Origin of the sequence: Cellulosimicrobium sp. Marseille-Q4280 (assembly GCF_943181405.1) — a bacterium.
Lineage (GTDB): Bacteria > Actinomycetota > Actinomycetes > Actinomycetales > Cellulomonadaceae > Cellulosimicrobium.
In genome coordinates this window covers 99,325-119,541 of sequence record NZ_CALPBY010000002.1, presented here as the reverse complement: position 1 = coordinate 119,541, position 20,217 = coordinate 99,325, and the positions used below count along the sequence as shown (strand labels likewise).

General features: G+C 74.8%; 17 protein-coding genes. 8 read left to right on the top strand and 9 right to left on the bottom strand.

Features of this window, described 5'->3' with window-relative positions; all coding sequences use genetic code 11:
* Positions 1–14: 14 nt before the first annotated feature.
* Positions 15–248 carry a DUF3046 domain-containing protein gene (locus NFS20_RS05210; protein ID WP_251150702.1) on the bottom strand — a complete coding sequence of 78 codons (234 nt, stop codon included), beginning with the start codon at positions 246–248 and terminating at the stop codon, positions 15–17.
* A gap of 94 nt (positions 249–342) precedes the next feature.
* Here NFS20_RS05210 and NFS20_RS05205 point away from each other — a divergent pair, with 94 nt between their 5' ends.
* Positions 343–5,349, top strand: coding sequence for an Lhr family helicase (locus tag NFS20_RS05205; RefSeq protein ID WP_251150701.1), 5,007 nt, complete (start codon positions 343–345; stop codon positions 5,347–5,349).
* Between the two features lie 12 nt (positions 5,350–5,361).
* Entirely contained in the window at positions 5,362–6,195 is an 834-nt protein-coding gene (locus NFS20_RS05200) for a DNA-formamidopyrimidine glycosylase family protein (protein WP_251150700.1), read from the top strand.
* A 36-nt stretch (positions 6,196–6,231) separates the two neighbouring features.
* Here NFS20_RS05200 and NFS20_RS05195 read toward each other — a convergent pair whose 3' ends face one another.
* The 4 genes from NFS20_RS05195 to NFS20_RS05180 form a co-directional block, all read right to left on the bottom strand.
* Positions 6,232–6,573 (bottom strand): helix-turn-helix domain-containing protein, encoded by a 342-nt coding sequence (locus NFS20_RS05195; protein WP_229244627.1) that lies wholly within the window; start codon positions 6,571–6,573, stop codon positions 6,232–6,234.
* Positions 6,574–6,916: 343 nt separating this feature from the next.
* Positions 6,917–7,432: a CinA family protein gene (locus NFS20_RS05190; RefSeq protein WP_251150699.1), complete on the bottom strand. Its 516-nt coding sequence runs from the start codon at positions 7,430–7,432 to the stop codon at positions 6,917–6,919.
* The gene (pgsA, locus tag NFS20_RS05185) at positions 7,429–8,049 is read right to left on the bottom strand and encodes a CDP-diacylglycerol--glycerol-3-phosphate 3-phosphatidyltransferase (RefSeq protein ID WP_251150698.1); all 621 of its coding nucleotides are present in this window, start codon (positions 8,047–8,049) and stop codon (positions 7,429–7,431) included. The genes NFS20_RS05190 and pgsA overlap by 4 nt, the downstream gene beginning before the upstream one ends.
* Before the next feature lie 269 nt (positions 8,050–8,318).
* On the bottom strand, positions 8,319–10,982 hold the full coding sequence (locus NFS20_RS05180) for an FtsK/SpoIIIE family DNA translocase (protein ID WP_463105672.1): 2,664 nt from the start codon (positions 10,980–10,982) through the stop codon (positions 8,319–8,321).
* Positions 10,983–11,237: 255 nt separating this feature from the next.
* Here NFS20_RS05180 and NFS20_RS05175 point away from each other — a divergent pair, with 255 nt between their 5' ends.
* Positions 11,238–12,113 (top strand): MBL fold metallo-hydrolase, encoded by an 876-nt coding sequence (locus NFS20_RS05175; protein ID WP_251150696.1) that lies wholly within the window; start codon positions 11,238–11,240, stop codon positions 12,111–12,113.
* Positions 12,114–12,162: 49 nt separating this feature from the next.
* On the opposite strand, the gene NFS20_RS05170 is transcribed toward NFS20_RS05175, so the two are convergent.
* Positions 12,163–12,573 (bottom strand): hypothetical protein, encoded by a 411-nt coding sequence (locus NFS20_RS05170; protein ID WP_251150695.1) that lies wholly within the window; start codon positions 12,571–12,573, stop codon positions 12,163–12,165.
* Between the two features lie 126 nt (positions 12,574–12,699).
* Here NFS20_RS05170 and NFS20_RS05165 point away from each other — a divergent pair, with 126 nt between their 5' ends.
* The gene (locus tag NFS20_RS05165) at positions 12,700–13,281 is read left to right on the top strand and encodes a TetR/AcrR family transcriptional regulator (RefSeq protein WP_251150694.1); all 582 of its coding nucleotides are present in this window, start codon (positions 12,700–12,702) and stop codon (positions 13,279–13,281) included.
* Positions 13,282–13,302: 21 nt separating this feature from the next.
* Here the strand turns inward: NFS20_RS05165 and NFS20_RS05160 are convergent, their stop codons facing one another.
* The 3 genes from NFS20_RS05160 to dapA form a co-directional block, all read right to left on the bottom strand.
* Positions 13,303–13,887 carry a DUF4328 domain-containing protein gene (locus NFS20_RS05160; protein ID WP_251150693.1) on the bottom strand — a complete coding sequence of 195 codons (585 nt, stop codon included), beginning with the start codon at positions 13,885–13,887 and terminating at the stop codon, positions 13,303–13,305.
* A 264-nt stretch (positions 13,888–14,151) separates the two neighbouring features.
* Positions 14,152–15,837, bottom strand: a complete 1,686-nt coding sequence (locus tag NFS20_RS05155) for a ribonuclease J (protein WP_251150692.1) — start codon at positions 15,835–15,837, stop codon at positions 14,152–14,154.
* A 50-nt stretch (positions 15,838–15,887) separates the two neighbouring features.
* Positions 15,888–16,814, bottom strand: a complete 927-nt coding sequence (gene dapA / locus NFS20_RS05150) for a 4-hydroxy-tetrahydrodipicolinate synthase (protein ID WP_251150691.1) — start codon at positions 16,812–16,814, stop codon at positions 15,888–15,890.
* A gap of 69 nt (positions 16,815–16,883) precedes the next feature.
* Here dapA and NFS20_RS05145 point away from each other — a divergent pair, with 69 nt between their 5' ends.
* The 4 genes from NFS20_RS05145 to NFS20_RS05130 all read left to right on the top strand — a co-directional run bounded on the left by NFS20_RS05145 (position 16,884) and on the right by NFS20_RS05130 (position 20,204).
* Entirely contained in the window at positions 16,884–18,368 is a 1,485-nt protein-coding gene (locus NFS20_RS05145) for an NAD-dependent succinate-semialdehyde dehydrogenase (protein ID WP_251150690.1), read from the top strand.
* Between the two features lie 137 nt (positions 18,369–18,505).
* The gene (locus NFS20_RS05140) at positions 18,506–19,162 is read left to right on the top strand and encodes a TIGR00645 family protein (RefSeq protein WP_251150689.1); all 657 of its coding nucleotides are present in this window, start codon (positions 18,506–18,508) and stop codon (positions 19,160–19,162) included.
* Positions 19,159–19,884, top strand: coding sequence for an AzlC family ABC transporter permease (locus tag NFS20_RS05135; protein ID WP_463105674.1), 726 nt, complete (start codon positions 19,159–19,161; stop codon positions 19,882–19,884). Before NFS20_RS05140 ends, NFS20_RS05135 begins: the two co-directional genes overlap by 4 nt.
* Entirely contained in the window at positions 19,884–20,204 is a 321-nt protein-coding gene (locus NFS20_RS05130; RefSeq protein WP_251150688.1) for an AzlD domain-containing protein, read from the top strand. The genes NFS20_RS05135 and NFS20_RS05130 overlap by 1 nt, the downstream gene beginning before the upstream one ends.
* The last annotated feature ends 13 nt before the right edge of the window (positions 20,205–20,217 follow it).

Here is a 20,217-nt window from a genome sequence, read left to right as displayed (position 1 = left end):
CGGCTCGTGCCCGCTCAGCGAGCCGGCGGTGCCTGCCGGTGCTCGTCACGGCCCCACCGCCGGGCGTCCGGCACGTCGAGCGCGTCGCACAGCGCGTGCCAGACGATGCGGGGCTCCACGCCGTCGTCGATCGCCTGGGCCGCCGTGCGGTTCTCGAGCGCGGTGAGGACCTGGTCGCTCGCGAGGGTGCGCCCGTAGGCGTCGCCGAAGACCTCGTCGACCAGCTCCCAGAACTCGCGATAGCGCACGGGACCAGCCTGCCATGCGCGGAGGACGCCGCGGTCCCGGCGACCGAGAGGCAGGGCGCGAGCGCGTGTGGGTGGTCGCGGCGAGAATGGCGGCGTGACCTCCGACCCCGCCGACCCGCTCGCGCGCTTCGCCGCGCCGACGCGCGCGTGGTTCGCGGGCGCGTTCGAGGCCCCGACGGCCGCCCAGGCCGGTGCGTGGGACGCCGTCTCCGGTGACCGGCACGCCCTCGTCGTGGCGCCCACGGGCTCCGGCAAGACGCTCGCCGCCTTCCTGTGGTCGCTCGACCGGATCATGACGACGCCCCTCCCCGAGCGCGAGCAGCGGTGCCGCGTCCTGTACGTCTCGCCGCTCAAGGCGCTCGCGGCCGACGTCGAGCGCAACCTGCGCTCCCCGCTCGCGGGCATCCGCCAGGCCGCCGTGCGGCTGGGCCAGGACGTGCCGGACGTCGTCGTGGGCACGCGCACGGGCGACACCCCGGCCACGGAGCGACGTCGGCTCGCGACGCACCCGCCCGACATCCTCATCACGACGCCCGAGTCGCTGTTCCTCGTGCTGACCTCCCAGGCGCGCGCGGGTCTGGTCGGTGTCGAGACCGTGATCGTCGACGAGATCCACGCCGTGGCGGGCACGAAGCGCGGCGCCCACCTCGCCGTCTCGCTCGAGCGCCTCGACGCACTCCTCGCGGCGCACGAGCGACCGCCGGCCCAGCGCGTGGGCCTGTCGGCGACGGTGCGGCCTGTCGAGGCCGTCGCGACGTTCCTCGCGGGGCACCGCTCCGAGGCCGACGGCGGGCGCGAGGTCGTCGTCGTCCAGCCGCCCTCGACCAAGCGGATCGACGTCGACGTCGTGGTCCCCGTCCCGGACCTCGCGGACCTCTCGGCGCCCACGGCCCGGTCCGGTACCACGGGTGGTCTGCCGGGGTTCCCCGAGGTCCCGCCGGGTCCGCCGGATCCTCCGGGTGGTCCGGGCCCGGGAGCGACCGCGAGCGCCGCGCCCGGCGGCCTGCCGGGTCTCGTCCCGCTGCCGCCCGGGGAGCGCGACCTCTCCGGTCCGGCCACCTCGCGGCCCGGCGGGTCCGACGCCGCCCGGCCGCCCCGGCCCTCGGTGTGGCCGCACGTCGAGGAGCGCGTCGTCGACCTCGTCGCCGCGCACCGGTCCACGCTCGTCTTCACCAACTCGCGGCGCGGCGCCGAGCGCCTCACGGCCCGGATGAACGAGCTGTGGGCCGAGCGGCAGGGCGAGGACGTGCTCGACCCCGGCACGGTGACCGCCGCACAGGTCCAGGCCCAGTCGGGCGCGAGCTCGGGGATCGAGCCCGTGATCGCCCGGGCGCACCACGGGTCGATGAGCCGCGCCGAGCGCACCCGCACGGAGACCGAGCTCAAGGACGGCCGGCTGCCCGCGGTCGTCGCGACGTCGAGCCTCGAGCTCGGCATCGACATGGGCGCCGTCGACCTCGTGGTCCAGGTGGGCGCGCCGCCGTCGGTCGCGTCCGGGCTGCAGCGCATCGGTCGCGCCGGCCACCAGGTGGGCGCGGTCTCGCACGGCGTCGTCTTCCCGACCCACCGCGGCGACCTCGTCCCCTCCGCGGTGGTCGCCGAGCGCATGCGCACGGGCGGCATCGAGGAGCTGCACGTCCTGTCGAACCCGCTCGACGTGCTCGCCCAGCAGGTCGTGGCGATGGTCGCGGTCGACGCGTGGACCGTGGACGAGGTCGCCGCGCTCGTGCGCCGCAGCGCGCCGTACGCCCACCTGGGGGACGCGTCGCTGCACGCCGTGCTCGACATGCTCGCGGGTCGCTACCCGAGCGAGGACTTCGGCGAGCTCCGCGCCCGCATCGTGTGGGACCGCGCGTCGGGCCGCCTCACCGGGCGCCCGGGCGCGCTGCGTCTCGCCGCGACGAGCGGCGGGACCATCCCCGACCGCGGTCTCTACGGCGTGTTCCTCGCGACCGGGGCCGACGTGTCCACCGGTCCGGACGGGGACGGCGGGACCGCGGGGCGCGGCCGGGCCCCGCGCGGGGGCAAGCGCGTCGGCGAGCTCGACGAGGAGATGGTCTACGAGTCGCGCGTCGGCGACACGTTCACCCTCGGGTCGAGCACGTGGCGCATCGAGGACATCACCCCCGACCAGGTCCTCGTGACGCCGGCGCCCGGCATCCCCGGGCGCCTGCCGTTCTGGAAGGGCGACTCCCCCGGGCGCCCGGCCGAGCTCGGGCGGGCGCTCGGCGCGTGGGTGCGCGAGACCGACGCCCTCGTGGCGACCGACGGCGAGGCCGCCCGGTCGCGCCTCGCGGACGCCGGCCTGGACACGTGGGCCTCAGCAAACCTCGTCGCGTACCTCGACGAGCAGCGGGCCGCGACGGGCCGCGTGCCCGACGACCGCACCGTCGTCGTCGAGCGGTTCCGCGACGAGCTCGGCGACTGGCGCGTCGTCGTGCACTCGCCGTACGGCGCGAAGGTGCACGCGCCGTGGGCGCTCGTGCTCGCCGCGCGGCTGCGCGAGCGCTACGGGGTCGACGCCGCGGCGATGCACGCCGACGACGGCATCGTCCTGCGCCTGCCCGACGCGGGCGACTCGTGGCTCGGCGCGGCGCCGGGCACGGGCGGGGACGACGACCGGTCGCGCGGCGAGACCCCGGTGCCCGTCGAGGACCTCCTGCTCGACCCGGACGACGTGCTCGACGCGGTGCGTTCCGAGCTCGGGGGGTCGGTCATGTTCGCGTCGCGCTTCCGCGAGGCCGCGGCCCGCGCGCTGCTCCTGCCGCGGCGAAGGCCCGACCGGCGCCAGCCGCTGTGGCAGCAGCGCCAGCGCTCTGCGCAGCTGCTCTCGGTCGCGTCGCAGTACCCGGAGTTCCCCATCGTGCTCGAGGCGGCGCGCGAGTGCCTCCAGGACGACTTCGACGTCGCCGCGCTCACCGGGCTCATGCGGGACCTCGAGCAGGGAAGGGTCCGGCTCGTCGAGGTGACCACGCCGACCCCGTCCCCGTTCGCCCAGTCGCTCCTGTTCGGCTACACCGCCCAGTTCCTCTACGACGGCGACGCCCCGCTCGCCGAGCGCCGCGCGGCCGCGCTCTCCCTCGACCCGACGCTGCTCGCCGAGCTGCTCGGCGGTGACGGCGTGAGCGCGCAGCTCGCGGACCTGCTCGACCCGGCCGCGATCGAGCGGACGGAGGCCGAGCTCGGCGCGCTCGCGCCCGAGCGGCAGGCGCGGCACGCGGAGGACCTGTGGGACGTGCTGCGCCGGCTCGGGCCGCTCACGCACGACGAGCTCGCGGCGCGCACGCGCGAGGACGTGCGGGCCGACGTCGCAGACTGGCTCGGAGAGCTCGAGGCGACCCGTCGCGTGATCGCCGTCCGGCTCGCCGGGGTCCCCGACGAGCGCGCCCGGCAGTGGGCCGTCGTCGAGGACGCCGGACGGCTGCGCGACGCGCTCGGCGTCGCCCTGCCCGTCGGCATCCCCGAGGTGTTCACCGAACCGGTCCCCGACCCGCTCGGCGACCTCGTACGCCGCCACGCCCGCACGCGGGGGCCGTTCTCCGCGCACGACCTCGCGGCACGACTCGGCCTCGGCGTCGCCGTCGTGGTGCACGCGCTCGAGCGCCTCGAGGCCGCGCGCCTCGTCGTGCGCGGGCGGCTGCGCCCCGAGGCGCTCGGCGGCACGGGCGACGACTGGTGCGACGCCGAGGTGCTGCGCGTGCTGCGCCGCCGCTCGCTCGCCGCCCTGCGCGCGGAGGTCGAGCCGGTCCCGTCGGAGACGCTCGGCGTGTTCCTGCCCCGCTGGCAGGGTCTCGGCCAGCACCGCGGCACGGACGGCGTGCTGCGCGTCGTCGAGCAGCTGTCCGGGGCGGCCGTGCCGGCGTCGGCGCTCGAGACCCTCGTGCTGCCGGCGCGGGTGCGCGACTACACCCCGACGATGCTCGACGAGCTGACCACGGCAGGCGAGGTCGTGTGGTGCGGCCACGCACTGCTGCCGGGGTCGGGCGGCGGTGACGGGCTCGTGAGCGTGCACCTCGCGGAGTGGGCGCCGCTCACCCTGCCCGACGGAGGACCGGAACCCGACGCCCCGCTCGCGCAGTCGCTGCTCGACCTTCTCCGCGGCTCCGGGGGCTACTTCCTGCCCGTGCTCGCCGAGCGGGCGGGGGCCGAGGTGGGACCCACGCTCGACGCGCTGTGGGAGCTCGTCTGGTCGGGCCACGTCACGAACGACGGGTTCGGGGCGCTGCGCTCGCGGCTCGGCAGCGCGGGAGGCGCGCACCGGGCTCCTCGCGCGCCGGCGCGTGCCCGACCGATGGCCCGCTCGCGCTTCGCCGGGCTGGGCCCGCCCGCGGGCTCCCGGTCGCCCGAGTCCACGCTGCGCGGCGGCGGGGGCCGCTGGTCGGCTCTCCCGGAGCGCGAGCCGGACCCCACGAGGCGTGCCCACGCCCTCGCCCGCGTGCTGCTCGACCGTCACGGCGTGCTGACGCGAGCCGTCGCACCCGCCGAGGGCGTGGCGGGGTCGTTCCGGAACGTGTACCGCGTGCTCACCGAGCTCGAGGCGACGGGCGCAGCACGGCGGGGCTACTTCGTCGAGCACCTGGGCGGCTCCCAGTTCGCACTGCCCGGGGCGGTCGACCAGCTCCGCACGGACGGCCTCGACCGCGAGCGCGCGATCGAGTCGGCGCCCGGCGTCACGGCACCCGGTGCCGGCACCCGGCCGGGCACGCTCCTCCTCGCAGCGACCGACCCGGCCAACCCCTACGGCGCGGCGCTCGCGTGGCCGTCGCGACCGGGAGCGGGCGAGGACGGGGCGAGCGGGCACCGGCCTGGTCGCAAGGCCGGCGCCGTCGTCGTGCTGAGCGAGGGAGACCTCGCCCTCTACGTCGAGCGTGGCGGGCGATCGGTGCTGTCCTTCGTCGAGGGCCCCCGGCTCGCCGACGCGTGCGCCGCGCTCGTCGACGCCGTCCGTGCAGGGCGTCTCGGCAAGGTCGTCGTGCAGCGCATCGACGGCGTGGAGGCCCTGGCCGGCGCGGGGACGTCGCGCACCCCGGCGGACGAGGCGGCGCGCGCACTGCTCGACGCGGGCTTCCGCGCGACGCCGCGCGGCCTCAGGGCGGCGTGAGAGGAGGCGCGCGTGCCCGAGGGTGACGTCGTGCGCCTCACGGCGACACGGCTCGACGAGGCGCTCACCGGACGCGTGATCGTCCGGTCGGAGCTGCGGTGGCCGAGCGCGGCGGAGCACGACCTCGTGGGCCGGACGGTGACGTCCGTCGTGCCGTACGGCAAGCACCTGCTCACGCGGTTCGACGACGGCTGGTCGCTGCACACCCACCTGCGGATGGAGGGCGAGTGGCACGTCGCGCGCACCGGCACGTCGGCGGCGCGCGGTGCTGGTCCGACCGTGCGCGTCGTCCTCGCGAACGCCTGGTGGACAGCCCTCGGTGTGCGCATCGGCATGCTCCACGTGCTCCGCACGGCGGACGAGCACAGGATCGTCGGATCCCTCGGACCCGACGTGCTCGCCGACGACTTCCCCGAACGGGGCGTCCACGACGCCGTCGAGCGCCTCCTGGCCGACGACGCCGTCGGGGGCGGTGGCCCTCGCCACCGCCCGGAGAGGGGCGCGACCGGCGTCCCCGTGGCGGAGGCACTGCTCGACCAGCACCTGGTCGCCGGGCTCGGCACCATCTGGACCGCGGAGCCGCTGTACGCCCTGAGGATCTGGCCGTGGACGCCCGTGCGTGAGGTACCCGACCTCACCGGGCTCCTGCTCACCGCGCGCCGCCTGGTGCAGCACAGCGTCCAGAACGGGTTCTCTCGCGGTGCGGGCTACGTCCGGCACGTCCACGGACGAGAAGGACGGGCGTGCCACCGGTGCGGCACGCCCGTCGAGGTCGGTCGGGCGAACGAGCCGCCCTACGACCGGCCGATCTTCTACTGCCCGTGCTGCCAGAGCCCGAACGGCTGAGCTCGATCGCCCACCCGACGCCGGGCAGGCCTGCTGTCAGCCGACCGGCTGCAGGTCCTCGCGGCGCGTCGTCCCCTCGGGGTGCTGGCGCCCGAGCACGGCCGTCGCGAAGTCGGCCGGGATAGTGTCCGGGATGAGCAGCCCCTCGGCGACGGCGACGCGGTCGCTGACCTCGCGCAGCACGAGCGACAGCGGGACGTCGAGCGCCTCGCAGATCGACCCGAGCAGCTCGGACGACGCTTCCTTCTGGCCGCGCTCGACCTCGCTCAGGTATCCGAGCGAGACACGTGCGGCGGAGGACACCTCGCGCAGGGTGCGCCCCTGTCGCTGGCGAGCGTCTCGCAGCACGTCCCCGATCTCACGTCGAAGAACAATCATCTGGTGGCCCCCTTCCGTGTCCCGTGCGCCCCCGGGAGCCGGCCGGGCTCCCACCTGGGTGCGCGAACTGTTGGTGCTCGTACGTACCCCGCGTGCGGGGGTCGTCCTACCGTACCCCGCTCGCTGCCCGCTCACGTCCCCGGCCCGGGTGCCGGGACGCCCCGTGGAGGAGGCGTCCGGACGGCCGACGGGTCGACTGGCGGTCCTGTTCGCGATCACGTGCTGTGCAACGCGCCGGTGCGGGGTGTTGTTCCCGCTCGGACGCGTGCTTCCGGCCCGCCTGCGCGGGATTCACCGTCCCTCCACGCCGCGCGCGCAGGAGCCGCCGTGGGCGGGCAGGATTTCACCCGCGCGAGGCTCGGCCTCGGACGTCGGCCCTGCTGCCCGCGCTCTCCTCGACGACCCGCAGCGCGAGCTCGAGGGCTGCGGTCCTGGCTGCGCGCCGCACCTCGCCACGGTCGCCCGTCTCCTGCAACGTCCGGACGGCCCCGCCCGCCGGCGTCCGCACGGCCACGTGCACGAGGCCCGGCGGGTGGCCGTCCTGCGGGTCGGGTCCTGCGACGCCGGTCGTCGCCACGCCGACGTCGGCACCGAGGGCCGTCCGCACGCCCGCGGCCATCTGCGTCGCGACGTCCGGGTCGACGGCGCCGCGGCGGGCCAGGAGCCCGGCGTCGACGCCCAGGACCGATGCCTTGACGTCGGTCGCGTACGCGACGACTCCGCCGCGCAGGACGCGCGACGCACCCGGCACGTCGACGATCGCCGCCGCGACGAGCCCGCCGGTGAGCGACTCGGCCGTCGCGACCGTCCATCCCCGCGCCTCGAGCGCGGCGAGCAGCCGCTCGGCCGCCCCGGTCACCGGACGGTCGCCGGCCCCTGGCCCGCGGCGGCTCGCGCGCTGCGGATCGCGTCGCGGCGCAGGCGCCAGCCCTGGTACGCGTACTCGACGCCCGTGACCACGGTGACCACGATCGCGGCCCCGAGCACGATCCACGCGACCACCCCGATCCAGGTCGGCAGGTGCGCGAGGGGCAGGAGGAAGAGCGTGATCGCGACCGACTGGAGGACCGTCTTGAGCTTCCCGCCGCGCGACGCGGGCATGACCGCGTACTTGAGCACCGCGAGGCGCATGACCGTGATGCCGAGCTCGCGCGCGAGGACGACGACCGGCACCCACCAGGGCAGCTCGCCGAGCGGCCATGCGAGCAGGACGAGCGCCGTGCCGATGAGGAGCTTGTCCGCGATGGGGTCGAGCAGCTTTCCGAGGTCGGTCACGAGCTCGTAGCGCCGCGCGAGATACCCGTCGAGGCGGTCCGACGCCGCGGCAAGGACGAAGATCCCCGTCGCGACGAGCCGCCACGTCACGGAGTCTCCGCCGTCGACGAGGAGCGCCCACGCGAAGACGGGGACGAGGAGGATCCGGACCATCGTGACGAAGTTCGCGGAGTTCCACGGTGAGGGGACGGCTGTGACCACGAACCCAGCCTAGGGGCTGCCGGGCGGTCGGCCGACTGCGGTACGCTCCCGGCCTCGTCACACCACCGACGCCGCGGGACAGGACGGCCGACACGCGTCCTGGTGGCTGGTGTCGCGGTTGCGGTCCTCGCCGACGGCCCGTCCGCCGACGCAGCGGACGTCGCACCCGAGCCGGCCGTCGCTCCGGTACCCGACGCTGACCGGGCCCGCCCTCGGGTGACGAGCCGGTCGTCGTCGACCACCCCGACCTGACGAAGGTTCCGGCTCGCTCAGCGCCAGCCCGACTCGACGTCCGCACCGTCGTGGTACTCCTGGGCGGCGGGCGGCAGATGACCGTCGGTGCCGTCGGAGTAGTCGCGGCCGGTGGCGCCGTCACCCGGTGCGGCCGGCTCGGCCTGGCCGTCGAAGACCTCCTGCACGGGCTCGCCGCGGATCAGCGCGAGCGCTGACGGCAGCTCCTCCGGCGTGACGAGGACCTCGCGCGCCTTCGAGCCCTCAGACGGCCCCACGATCTCGCGGGACTCGAGGAGGTCCATGAGCCGCCCCGCCTTGGCGAACCCGACCCGGAGCTTGCGCTGCAGCATCGACGTCGAGCCGAACTGCGACGTCACGACGAGCTCCGCCGCCTGCAGGAGAAGGTCGAGGTCGTCGCCGATGTCGTCGTCGATCTGCTTCTTCGTGACGGACTGCGCGACGTCCTCGCGGTACACGGGCTTGAGCTGTGCCTTGACGTGCTCGACGACCGAGTGCACCTCGGACTCGGACACCCAGGCCCCCTGCACGCGCATCGGCTTGGCCGCGCCCATGGGCAGGAAGAGGGCGTCTCCCTGGCCGATGAGCTTCTCCGCGCCGGGCTGGTCCAGCACGACGCGCGAGTCGGCGAGCGACGACGTCGCGAACGCGAGCCGCGACGGCACGTTCGCCTTGATGAGGCCCGTGACGACGTCGACCGACGGGCGCTGCGTCGCGAGGACGAGGTGGATCCCTGCCGCTCGCGCGAGCTGCGTGATGCGCTGGATCGAGGCCTCGACGTCCCGCGGCGCGACCATCATGAGGTCGGCGAGCTCGTCGACCACGACGAGCAGGTACGGGTACGTCGCGATCTTGCGCTCCGAGCCCGGGAGCGGCTTGACCTTGCCCGAGCGCACCGCGGCGTTGAAGTCGTCGATGTGCTTGTACCCGAACGCGGCGAGGTCGTCGTAGCGCGCGTCCATCTCGCGCACGACCCAGTCGAGCGCCTCGGCGGCCTTCTTGGGGTTCGTGATGATCGGCGTGATGAGGTGCGGGATGCCCTCGTAGATCGTCAGCTCGACGCGCTTGGGGTCCACGAGCACGAGCCGCACCTGCTCCGGGGTGGAGCGCATGAGGATCGACGTGATCATCGAGTTGATGAAGCTCGACTTTCCGGCGCCAGTGGCGCCCGCGACGAGGATGTGCGGCATCTTCGCGAGGTTCGCGACGACGTAGCCGCCCTCCACGTCCTTGCCGACACCCATGACCATCGGGTGCTCGGTGCGCCGCGCCGCGGACGAGCGCAGAACGTCGCCGAGGACGACCGTCTCGCGGTCCGTGTTCGGGATCTCGATCCCGATGGCGGACTTGCCCGGGATCGGCGCGAGGATGCGCACGTCGGCGCTCGCCACCGCGTACGCGATGTTGTTGGACAGCGACGTGATGCGCTCGACCTTGACCTTGGGACCGACCTCGACCTCGTAGCGCGTGACCGTGGGGCCGCGCGTGAAGCCCGTGACCTTCGCGTCCACCTCGAACTGGTCGAACGTCTGGGTGAGCGCCTCGACGACGCGGTCGTTCGCGGCCGAGCGCACCTTGTGCGGCGCGCCCTTGACCAGGGAGTCCTCGTTGGGCAGCAGGTACACGGTGTCGCCCTCGAGCATGGGCTGCACGCCGCGTGGTAGCGGCGCGCTCGGGGGCGGCGGCGCCGGGATGCCGCCCGGACCGTCGTCGGGCGTGGCCGCGACGGCACCGAGCCCGGCAGCCGCGGTGTCCTGCGCCGGGCCCTGTCCCCCCGCGAGCCCCACTGCCGGCACCGCCTCGGTCGGCGCGGTGCCCGGCGCGGGGTCGTCGCCGCTCTTGCGACCCTTGCCGCGGCGCGCGGTGCCGTCCTCGTAGTCCAGGAACGCCGCGGTCTCGAACGCCTCGTCGCCGGCGAAGCCGCCGTCGGGCTTCTCGATCTCCGCGGCCTCCGCGGCGCGCTGTGCCTTGGTCTTGCGCGGCTTGCGGGGTCGCCGGCCCGTCGGGGCGCCGTCCTCGCTGCCGTCGTGACGGGACACGCCCTCGGCCAGCGGGAGCCCGTCGGCGTCCGTCTCGACGTCCTCGGCGCGGTGGTTGCCCGTGAGCGTGTCGTAGACGCCGCGCAGCCGGCTCGGGATGCGGTGGACGGGCGTCGCGGTCACGACGAGCAGCCCGAAGAACCCGACGAGCAGGAAGATCGGCACGGCGAACCACTCGGTGAGCCCCGTGGTCACCGGGGTCGCGACGAGGTAGCCGACGATCCCGCCCGCGTCCTGCACCGCGGCGAAACCGTCGCGCGGTGCGGGCAGGTCCTCCGCGACGTGCACGAGGGAGCACACGGACACGACGATCAGCGTGAGGCCGATCGCGACCCGCGAGTTCGCCTGCGCGCGCTCGGGATGCCGCATGATCCGCACGGCGAGCCACAGGAGCAGGACCGGCACCGCGACGCCGGCGAGCCCGAACGTGCCCGCGACGACGGCGTGCACGACGTCGCCGAACGTGCCGGAGATGCCCCACCACTCCCGGGCGGCGACGACGACCGCGAGGGCGAGCAGGAAGAACGCGACGCCGTCGCGCCGATGTGCGGGGTCCAGCTCTCTCGCTCCCTTACCGATCTTGCGGGTGACCGCCCCCACGCCGTGGGCCGCGCCGAGCCAGAGCCCGCGCAGCGCTCGCACGGGCCACGGGGGCTGCGACGCCGGTCGCCTCGCCGGCGCACGCCGGGTCGAGGTGCTCTGGCGACCGGTGCCCGCGCGCGACGCTCCGCGGGCCGTGGACGAACCGCCGCGCGACGCCGTCCGGGCGGTCGTGCTGCGGTTGGCCGCGGCCCGACGCGCTTGCGGGGACGTACGGGTCGCCATAGTGGTCCTAACCTACCCGTGGGGGACGACACGGGCGGGGACCCGCCCACGTGTGTCTGCGAGGGGGTCGACGTGACAGGTCCGGGCGAAGGGCGCGCAGCGCTGCCACGCGTCCTCGTCGAGGTCGCACCCGGTGTGCACGTCGCCACCGCCGGGCTGTGGGCCACGACGTCGACGGTGGTCGTCGCACCCGCCGGCGAGGCGCTGGTCGTCGACCCCGGCGTGACCGTCGCCGAGTGCGGGGCGCTCGCGGGCGCGATCGCGGCGCGCGGCTGGCGCGTCACCGCCGGGTTCTCGACACATCCCCACTGGGACCACCTGCTCTGGCACGAGGACCTCGGCCGCGTGCCGAGGTGGGCGACGGCGCGCGCCGCGGCCGAGGCGCGAGGCCGTCGGGACGACATCCTGGCGGCCACCCAGGCGCAGGCACCGGGGCACGACCCCGGGCTCGTGGGCGCCCTCGACGCGCTCCCGGCCGACGCGGACACCCTCCCGTGGCCCGGCGGCCCGGTCGTCTCGGCCGCCCGGCCGGTCCCGCCCGCGCGGCCAGGCCTGCCGAGAGCCGTGGGGCCACCGCACGTCGTCGGGCACGACGCGCACGCCCCCGGCCACGCCGCGCTCGTCGTCGCGGGCGTCCTGCTCGCCGGCGACATGCTGTCCGACACCGAGGTGCCTCTCGTCGACACGAGCGCACCCGACCCGGTCGGCACGTACCGCGCCGCGCTCGACGCCCTCGAGGAGACGGCGCGCGACGTCCGGGTGCTCGTGCCGGGCCACGGCTCCCCCGCCGCGGGAAGAGCGTCCGTCGCCCGGCGGTTCGCTGCGGACCGCTCCTACCTCGACGCGCTCGAGCGGGCGGGGTCGGGCGGACGCAGCGTTACCGACCCCCGGCTGACCGGGTACGTCGCCGACTGGCACGCCGACCAGCTCGCGGCGCTGCGCGGCTGACGCACCGTCGGGCTGCTGCGGCCGGCTGCGGTACGTCCTCGGCCCGGGCTCAGGCCAGGAGGAGACCGACCCCGAGGGTGACGAGCCCGGCCGCGAGGACCGTGGCACCCACGGGCAGCAGCACGACGGCACGGTTGGGCACGTCACGCCCTGCACCGATCGCGGACAGGAAGAAGCCCGCGGGCATGAGGATCGCGGCGACCAGGACTCCCGTCGCCCCGAGCCAGCGCCACAGCCCCGTGAGATCCGTCGCCTCGGCGAGCAGGAGGCAGACCAGGCCGAGGATGACGAGCACGCCGGCGTGCGCATGACCGGCGCGGAAGAACGAGGTCTGGAAGCCGGTCGCGGCGACCTTGCCGGTGACCACCTTCACGAGGAACGCCCCGCCGGACTCGATGCCGACGACGGAGAGGAGGACGATGCCCGCGGTGATGCGTGCGGGGTCGGTGAGCTCGAGCACGAGGGGACCTCCGGGTCCGAGGGACCGACCCGGCGGCGGGACGCCTGCCGGGTGGGTGGGACACTTTACGAACACTGTTATAGAACACCGTTCGCACACCGTCGTCAAGGTCTCTAGACTCGTGCCGTGGCTCGACCTCGACTGCACGACGCAGCGCTGGGCGACCGTCTCCTCGACGTCGCCTCGCGAACCATCTCCGAGCACGGCGAGGCCGCCGTCACGGTCCGCTCCGTCGCGAGCGCGGCCGGGACGAGCGCGTCCGCGGTGTACGCGCTGTTCGGCAGCCGCGACGACCTCGTCGCCGCCGTCTCGGCCGAGGGGTTCCGCCGCTTCGCCGCGCACCTGCACGCCGCCGGCCGGACCGACGACCCGGCAGCCGACCTCGCGACGCTGGGCGACGCCTACCGGACGTTCGCGCTCGCGGACCCGCACTTCTACGCGGTGATGTTCGCGCGCGGCGTGCGGCCCGGCGGCGACACCCGCGCCGTCGACGAACCCACGTTCCTCGTGCTCCGCGACGCCGTCGCGCGCGTCGTCCCCCACGCCCCTCCCCCGACGGCCGAGACCGCCGCACTCGGGCTCTGGGGGCTGGTGCACGGCCTCGTCTCGCTCGAGCTCGCCGGGCTCGTCCCCGGGGACGGCTCCGCGCGCGAGGCGGTCTACCGGACGGCGACGCGCGCCGTCGGCCGCGCGCTCGTCACGATGTGACGGCGTCCCCGGGCGAGGGGGTCAGGAACCCGGCGACGGCTGCGTCGCCGCTGCCACGGCCGCGCGCTGGCCCGCCGCGACCTCGCGGACGATCCGGGCCCACAGCACGGCGGCGGCCACGAACGCCGTCGCCCCGATGCCGTCGAGCACCGGCAGCGCGCTCCAGAGGTCGGGCTCGCCCGACGACAGGGCCCGCCCGGACAGCTGCGACGCGATCGCCGCGACGATCCACGCCGCCCACCACGGAGCAAGTCCCGGACGGTTGCCCCGCAGGGTCGCCGCACGGACGTCACGGACCACCTGGTACGGGAACCAGAACGCCACGACCGGGAGCATCCAGCCGAGCCACACCCACGTGCGCGGCCGCGCGTGGTGCCAGCCCGGTGCGGCGTGCTCGGCGAACGTCCGGCTGCGCCACAGCCACACGATCGTCACGATCCCGGCCGCGAGCTCGGCCGCGAACATCGCGTACGTCGTGCCGTCGTACGAGGACAGCACGGCGAGGGACACCGGCAGCCCGGCGACTGCGTCCTCCAGGGTCGTCACCACGGAGAACGACAGCGCGAAGGCGGCGACCTGCGTCGCCGCGACGAGCGCCGCGAGCACCACCGACGCGGTACCCAGCGCCCTGGGGACCGGGCGCGGCAGCGCCCACGACGGCGGAAGGGCCTCCCACGTGGCAGGAGGCCCTGAGCGCCCACGCACCGGCTGACCGGGGAGATCGTGCTGGTCGTGGTGACGCGGCGGTACCCCGACGGGGTGCCGGAAGGACAAGGTCGGCCTCCTGGGCTCGAGCGGAGCGCCAGGATAGGGCCGCGGCACCGTCCCCCGGACCGCCGTCCACCGGACGGCGATCCCGGGGGGCGACGGCTACGCCTCGACGACGACCGGGACGATCATCGGGCGACGGCGCAGGCGGTTCGACACCCAGCGTCCGATGACCCGTCGCATCACCTGCTGGAGCTGGTGCGTGTCGGTCGCGCCGCCCGCGATCGCGTCCTCGAGCGCCTGGACGAGGTCGGGCCGGATGCCCTCGAACACCGCGTCGTCCTCCGCGAAGCCGCGGGCGAGGATCTGCGGACCGGCGAGCACCTTCCCGGTCGCGGAGTCGACGACGGCGAAGACGGAGACGAAGCCCTCCTCGCCGAGGATGCGCCGGTCCTTGAGCTCCGCGTCGGTGATCTCCCCGACGCTCGACCCGTCCACGTAGACGTACCCGCAGGGCACGGCACCGACGACGGACGCCTTCCCGTCGACGAGGTCGACGACGACGCCGTCCTCGGCGAGCACGACCCGGTCCGCCGGCACCCCGGTCCGGACCGCGAGCGCCCCGTTGGCCACGAGGTGGCGCACCTCGCCGTGGACCGGCATGACGTTCTTCGGCTTGATGACGTTGTAGCAGTAGAGGAGCTCACCGGCGCTCGCGTGACCGGACACGTGCACCTTGGCGTTGCCGCCGTGCACGACGCGCGCCCCGAGCCGGGTGAGGCCGTTGATGATCCGGAAGACGGCGTTCTCGTTGCCCGGGATGAGCGACGACGCGAGGATGACGGTGTCCCCCATGCCGACGGACACCTTGTGGTCGCCGTTCGCCATGCGGGACAGCGCGGCCATGGGCTCGCCCTGCGACCCGGTGCACATGAGGACGATCTCGTCGTCGCGCAGCGAGTCGACCTTCTTGAGGTCGATGAGCACGCCCTCGGGAACCTTCAGGTAGCCGAGCTCGGAGGCGATGGTCATGTTGCGGACCATCGAGCGCCCGACGAGCGCGACGCGGCGCCCGTGGTGGTGCGCCGCGTTGAGCACCTGCTGGACGCGGTGCACGTGCGAGGAGAAGGACGCCACGATGATGCGCTTCTCCGACTGCGCGAACACGGTGTCGAGCACCGGGCCGATCTCGACCTCGGGCGTGACGAAGCCGGGGACCTCGGCGTTGGTGGAGTCCACCATGAAGAGGTCGACACCCTGCTCGCCGAGGCGCGCGAACGCGCGCAGGTCGGTGATCCGACCGTCCATCGGGAGCTGGTCCATCTTGAAGTCGCCCGTGTGCAGGACCGTGCCCGCCCCGGTGGTGACCGCCACCGCGAGCGCGTCCGGGATGGAGTGGTTCACGGCGACGAACTCGCACCGGAACACGCCCAGCTGCTCGACCTGGCCCTCCTTGACGGCCAGCGTCACGGGCGAGACGCGGTGCTCCTTGAGCTTCGCCTCGACGAACGCGAGCGTGAGCTGCGACCCGACGAGCGGGATGTCGCGGCGCAGTCGCAGCAGGTAGGGGACGGCGCCGATGTGGTCCTCGTGCCCGTGGGTGAGCACGATCGCCTCGATGTCGTCGAGACGGTCGGCGATGTAGTCGAAGTCCGGGAGGATGAGGTCGACGCCGGGCTGGTGGTCCTCGGGGAACAGGACGCCGCAGTCGATGACGAGCAGCCGCCCGTCGTACTCGAGGACGGCCATGTTGCGCCCGACCTCGCCGAGCCCGCCGAGGGCCACGATGCGCAGCCCTCCGGCCGGGAGCTCGGGAGGCAGGGAGAGTTCGGGATGGGGGTGGCTCATGAGGCCTCCTGTCGTGGCTGAGCCGATGGATCGATGTCTGGGTGGTCGCGCTACGACGCGACCGGTGCTCCCACCGGGAGCAGGCCCGCGGCCGCGAGGGCGTCGCGCACGAGCGCGACCTCCTCCTCGCTCGCCGCGACGTTGGGCAGGCGCAGGTGGCGGTTGCCGGTGATGCCGAGCAGCTCGACCGCGGCCTTGGCCATCACCGCCTGGAACCCTGCGGCGTTGAGCGCGTCGATGACGGGGACGGTGGTGAGGAACACCTCGAGGGCGCCTGCGTGGTCGCCGGCGTCGAACCGGCGGACGACCTCGGCGTACCGCGACGCGACGACGTGGGAGGCGACCCCGACGACGCCCGCTCCGCCGTGCGCGAGGAACGGCAGCAGCAGCGTGTCGTCCCCGCTGTACACGGCGAGACCGGTCGAGGCGGCGAGCGTGGCCGCGGCGTACACGTCACCCGACGCGTCCTTCGTCGCGACGACCCGCTCGTGCGCGGCGACACGTGCGTAGGTGTCGGCCGCGATCCGGACCGCGGTGCGGCCGGGGACGTCGTAGAGCATGATCGGCAGGTCGGTGGCGTCCGCGACGGCGACGAAGTGCCGGTAGAGGCCTTCCTGGTTCGGCCGCGAGTAGTAGGGCGACACGACCAGCAGGCCGTCGGCCCCCGCCTCGGCGGCCTGCTCGGCCATCCGCAGCGCGTGGTCCGTGTCGTTGGAGCCGGCCCCTGCGACGACCGCGGCCCGGTCCCCCACGGCCTCGACGACGACGCGCACGAGGTCCGCCTTCTCCGGGGCGTGGGTGGTCGGGGACTCCCCCGTCGTGCCGTTGAGCACGAGCCCGTCGTTGCCGCCGTCCACCAGACGCTCCGCGAGCCGTGCCGCCGCCTCGAGGTCGACGGCGCCGTCGGGCGTCATCGGCGTGATCATCGCGGTGAGGACGGCCCCGAACGGGCGCGCGGGGGTGGTGGGAAGGACCATGTGCACAAACTACCGTGCCGCGCACCGCCGGGCGCTGCGCCGTCCGGAGGTTGGGGCGATACTCGGACCATGTCCCGTCCGGCGTCGGCGTCCCACCTGTCCCCCGCGCTCGTCGCGCACGTGCCCACGGGCCTGCTCGTCGACGGACGCTGGGGACCGGCCGAGGGCGGGCGGACGTTCGAGGTCGAGGACCCGGCGTCCGAGGAGTCGCTGTTCGACGTCGCCGACGCGAGCCCGGCGGACGCCCTGCGCGCCCTGGACGCCGCGCACCGGGCCGCCCCCGCGTGGCGCGCGACGCCGCCGCGCGAGCGCGGCGAGGTCCTGCGTGCCGTCTACGACCGGCTCGTCGCGCGCGCCGACGACGTCGCGGCCCTCATCACGGCGGAGTGCGGCAAGCCGCTCGCCGAGGCCCGCGCCGAGGTGCTGTACGGCGCCGACTTCCTGCGCTGGTACGCCGAGCAGGCCGTCCGCGCGGACGGTCTCGTGCGCACCGCCCCGGCGGGCGGGAACCGGCAGCTCGTCCATCGCCGCCCGGTCGGCCCGGCGCTGCTCATCACGCCGTGGAACTTCCCGATCGCGATGGCGACGCGCAAGATCGGCCCGGCGCTCGCCGCCGGGTGCACCGTCGTCGTCAAGCCCGCTCGCCTCACGCCCCTCACGACGGCGCTCGTCGCGGAGGTCGTGCGGTCCGAGCTCGCCGACCGCGGCCTGCCGGCGGGCGTCGTCAACGTGGTGCCCTCCTCGCGCGCGTCGGACGTCAGCGAGCCGCTGCTCGCCGACCCGCGCCTGCGCAAGCTGTCGTTCACCGGCTCGACGGCCGTCGGGCGCACGCTGCTCGAGAAGGCCGCGCAGCAGGTGCTGCGGACCTCGATGGAGCTCGGCGGCAACGCACCGTTCGTCGTGTTCGCCGACGCCGACCTCGACGCCGCCGTCGAGGGCGCGCTCGTCGCCAAGCTGCGCAACGCCGGCCAGAGCTGCGTCGCCGCCAACCGCTTCCTCGTGCACGACGCCGTGGCGCGCGAGTTCGCGCAGCGTCTCGCCACCGCGTTCGAGGGCCTGCGCGTCGGACCGGGCGCCGAGGACGGCGTGCAGGTCGGACCGCTCATCGAGGCGAAGGCGGTGGACGCGGTCGAGGAGCTCGTCGGGGCGGCGTCCGACGGCGGTGCCCAGGTCCTCACCGGCGCTCGCCGGCCGCGCGACGTCGGGCACTTCTACGCGCCCACGGTCCTCTCCGGCGTGGACCCCGACGCGCGCGTGGTCACCGAGGAGATCTTCGGGCCGGTCGCGCCCGTGGTCGCGTTCGGCGACGACGACGAGGGCATCGCGCTGGCCAACGCGACCGAGTACGGCCTCGCCGCCTACGCGTACACGACGTCTCTCGACCGCGCGGTCCGCGTCTCGGAGGAGGTCGAGGCGGGGATGATCGGCATCAACCGGGGCATGGTCTCCGACGCGAGCGCGCCGTTCGGCGGCCTCAAGCAGTCCGGTCTCGGGCGCGAGGGCGGCGAGGCCGGGCTCGAGGAGTACCAGGAGACCGTGTACGTCGCGCTGTGACAGCCGGGACCCGGGACGGTTCACCGGACCGGGGACGCCCGTCGGTCGACCGTTGGTAGCCTGACGCCGGCCCTGCCTCGCCGAGCGCAGCGCGCCCGCTCCCCCGCGCCGCCCGACCTCCCGGAGAGACCACGCCCGTGCCCGTCGCACCTGCCCCGACCGCCCCGAACCTCCCGTCCCCGAGCGCGCGGGTCACGGCCGTCGGCTACATGATCTTCGCGTCCCGCTGGCTCCAGGCGCCGCTCTACTTCGGTCTCATCGTCGCGCAGGTCGTCTACGTGTGGCAGTTCCTCAAGGAGCTCTGGCACCTCATCGTGGGCGGCTTCACGGGCGAGCACGTGGTCGAGGACACCGAGACGCACGAGATGGTCGCGCACGTCTTCGGCGCCGAGGAGATCATGCTCGCGGTGCTGGGCCTCGTCGACGTCGTGATGATCTCGAACCTCCTCATCATGGTCATCGTCGGCGGCTACGAGACGTTCGTCTCGCGCATCCGGCTCGAGGGTCACCCCGACCAGCCGGAGTGGCTGAGCCACGTCAACGCGAACGTCCTCAAGACCAAGCTGGCCATGTCGATCGTCGGCATCTCGTCCATCCACCTGCTCCGCACGTTCATCGAGTCCTCGAGCGGACGCATCTCGAACGACGTCATGCTGTGGCAGGTCGTCATCCATCTCGCCTTCGTCGTCTCGGCGCTGGCCCTCGCCGCGATCGACCGGATGTCCCTCACGGCGCACCAGCGCGCGGCGAACGCCGCGGCAGCGGGCGAGGGCCCCGCGGACCCGCACGCGTGACCGGGCCGGAGGGCGTGCAGGACGCGGTCGAGGCCGCCGTCGAGGACGAGGTCCGCGGCGCCGTCCGGCAGGCCGTGTCGGTCTCCGTCGCGACCGGCCTCTACGGCGTCTCGTTCGGCGCGCTCTCCGTCGTCGCCGGGCTCGACGTCGCGCAGACGATGGCGCTCAGCCTGCTGATGTTCTCCGGCGGGTCGCAGTTCGCTCTCGTCGGCGTCGTCGGGGCGGGCGGCACCGCGGCTGCGGCGATCACCACCGCGGGTCTCCTCGGCGTGCGCAACAGCCTCTACGGCGCACAGCTCGGGCCGCTGCTCGCGCTGCGCGCGTGGCAGAAGGTGCTCGGCGCGCAGCTGACGATCGACGAGTCCGCCGCCGTCGCGACGGCGCAGCGCTCGCGCCGCGCCGCACGTGCCGGCTTCTGGCTCACGGGGGCCGGAGTCTTCGTGCTCTGGAACCTCATGACGCTCGTGGGCGCGCTCGCGGGCGACGCGCTCGGCGACCCGCGGACCTGGGGCCTCGACGCCGCCGCCGGCGCGGCGTTCCTCGCGCTCCTGTGGCCGCGCCTCGCGACCCGGGCCGTGCAGCTCACGGTCGCCGCCGCCGTCGTCGTCTCCGTCGTCCTGATCCCGCTCGTGCCCCCGGGTCTGCCCGTGCTCGCCGCGGCCGCGACGGCGATCGTCGTCGGGCAGGTCGACGCCCGACGCCGCCCGCGGAAGGAGTCCTGATGTCCCCCGCCACCGTGTGGTTCGTCGTCCTCGTCGCCTCCGCGGTCTGCTTCGCGCTCAAGCTCGCGGGCCACCTCGTGCCCGAGCACTGGCTCGCCGACGAGCGCGTCGCCCGCACCGCCGCCCTCGTCACGGCGTCCCTCCTGGGGGCGCTCGTCGCCGTGCAGACGCTCGCCGCGGGACAGGCGATCGTCGTCGACGCGCGGTTGCCCGCGATCGCCGTCGCCGCCGTCGCGCTCGCGCTGCGGGCGCCGTTCATCGTCGTCGTGCTGCTCGCCGCCGCGACCGCCGCCGGGCTGCGCGCGCTCGGCTGGGGCTGACGGTGCGCACCGT

Bases quoted from the DNA above. Each gene is read 5' to 3' on its own strand.
- dapA (WP_251150691.1), bottom strand. From the start codon at position 16,814: ATGGTCCTTCCCACCACCCCCGCGCGCCCGTTCGGGGCCGTCCTCACC.
- NFS20_RS05145 (WP_251150690.1), top strand. From the start codon at position 16,884: ATGTCCCGTCCGGCGTCGGCGTCCCACCTGTCCCCCGCGCTCGTCGCG.
- NFS20_RS05130 (WP_251150688.1), top strand. From the start codon at position 19,884: ATGTCCCCCGCCACCGTGTGGTTCGTCGTCCTCGTCGCCTCCGCGGTC.
- NFS20_RS05195 (WP_229244627.1), bottom strand. From the start codon at position 6,573: ATGATTGTTCTTCGACGTGAGATCGGGGACGTGCTGCGAGACGCTCGC.
- NFS20_RS05155 (WP_251150692.1), bottom strand. From the start codon at position 15,837: ATGAGCCACCCCCATCCCGAACTCTCCCTGCCTCCCGAGCTCCCGGCC.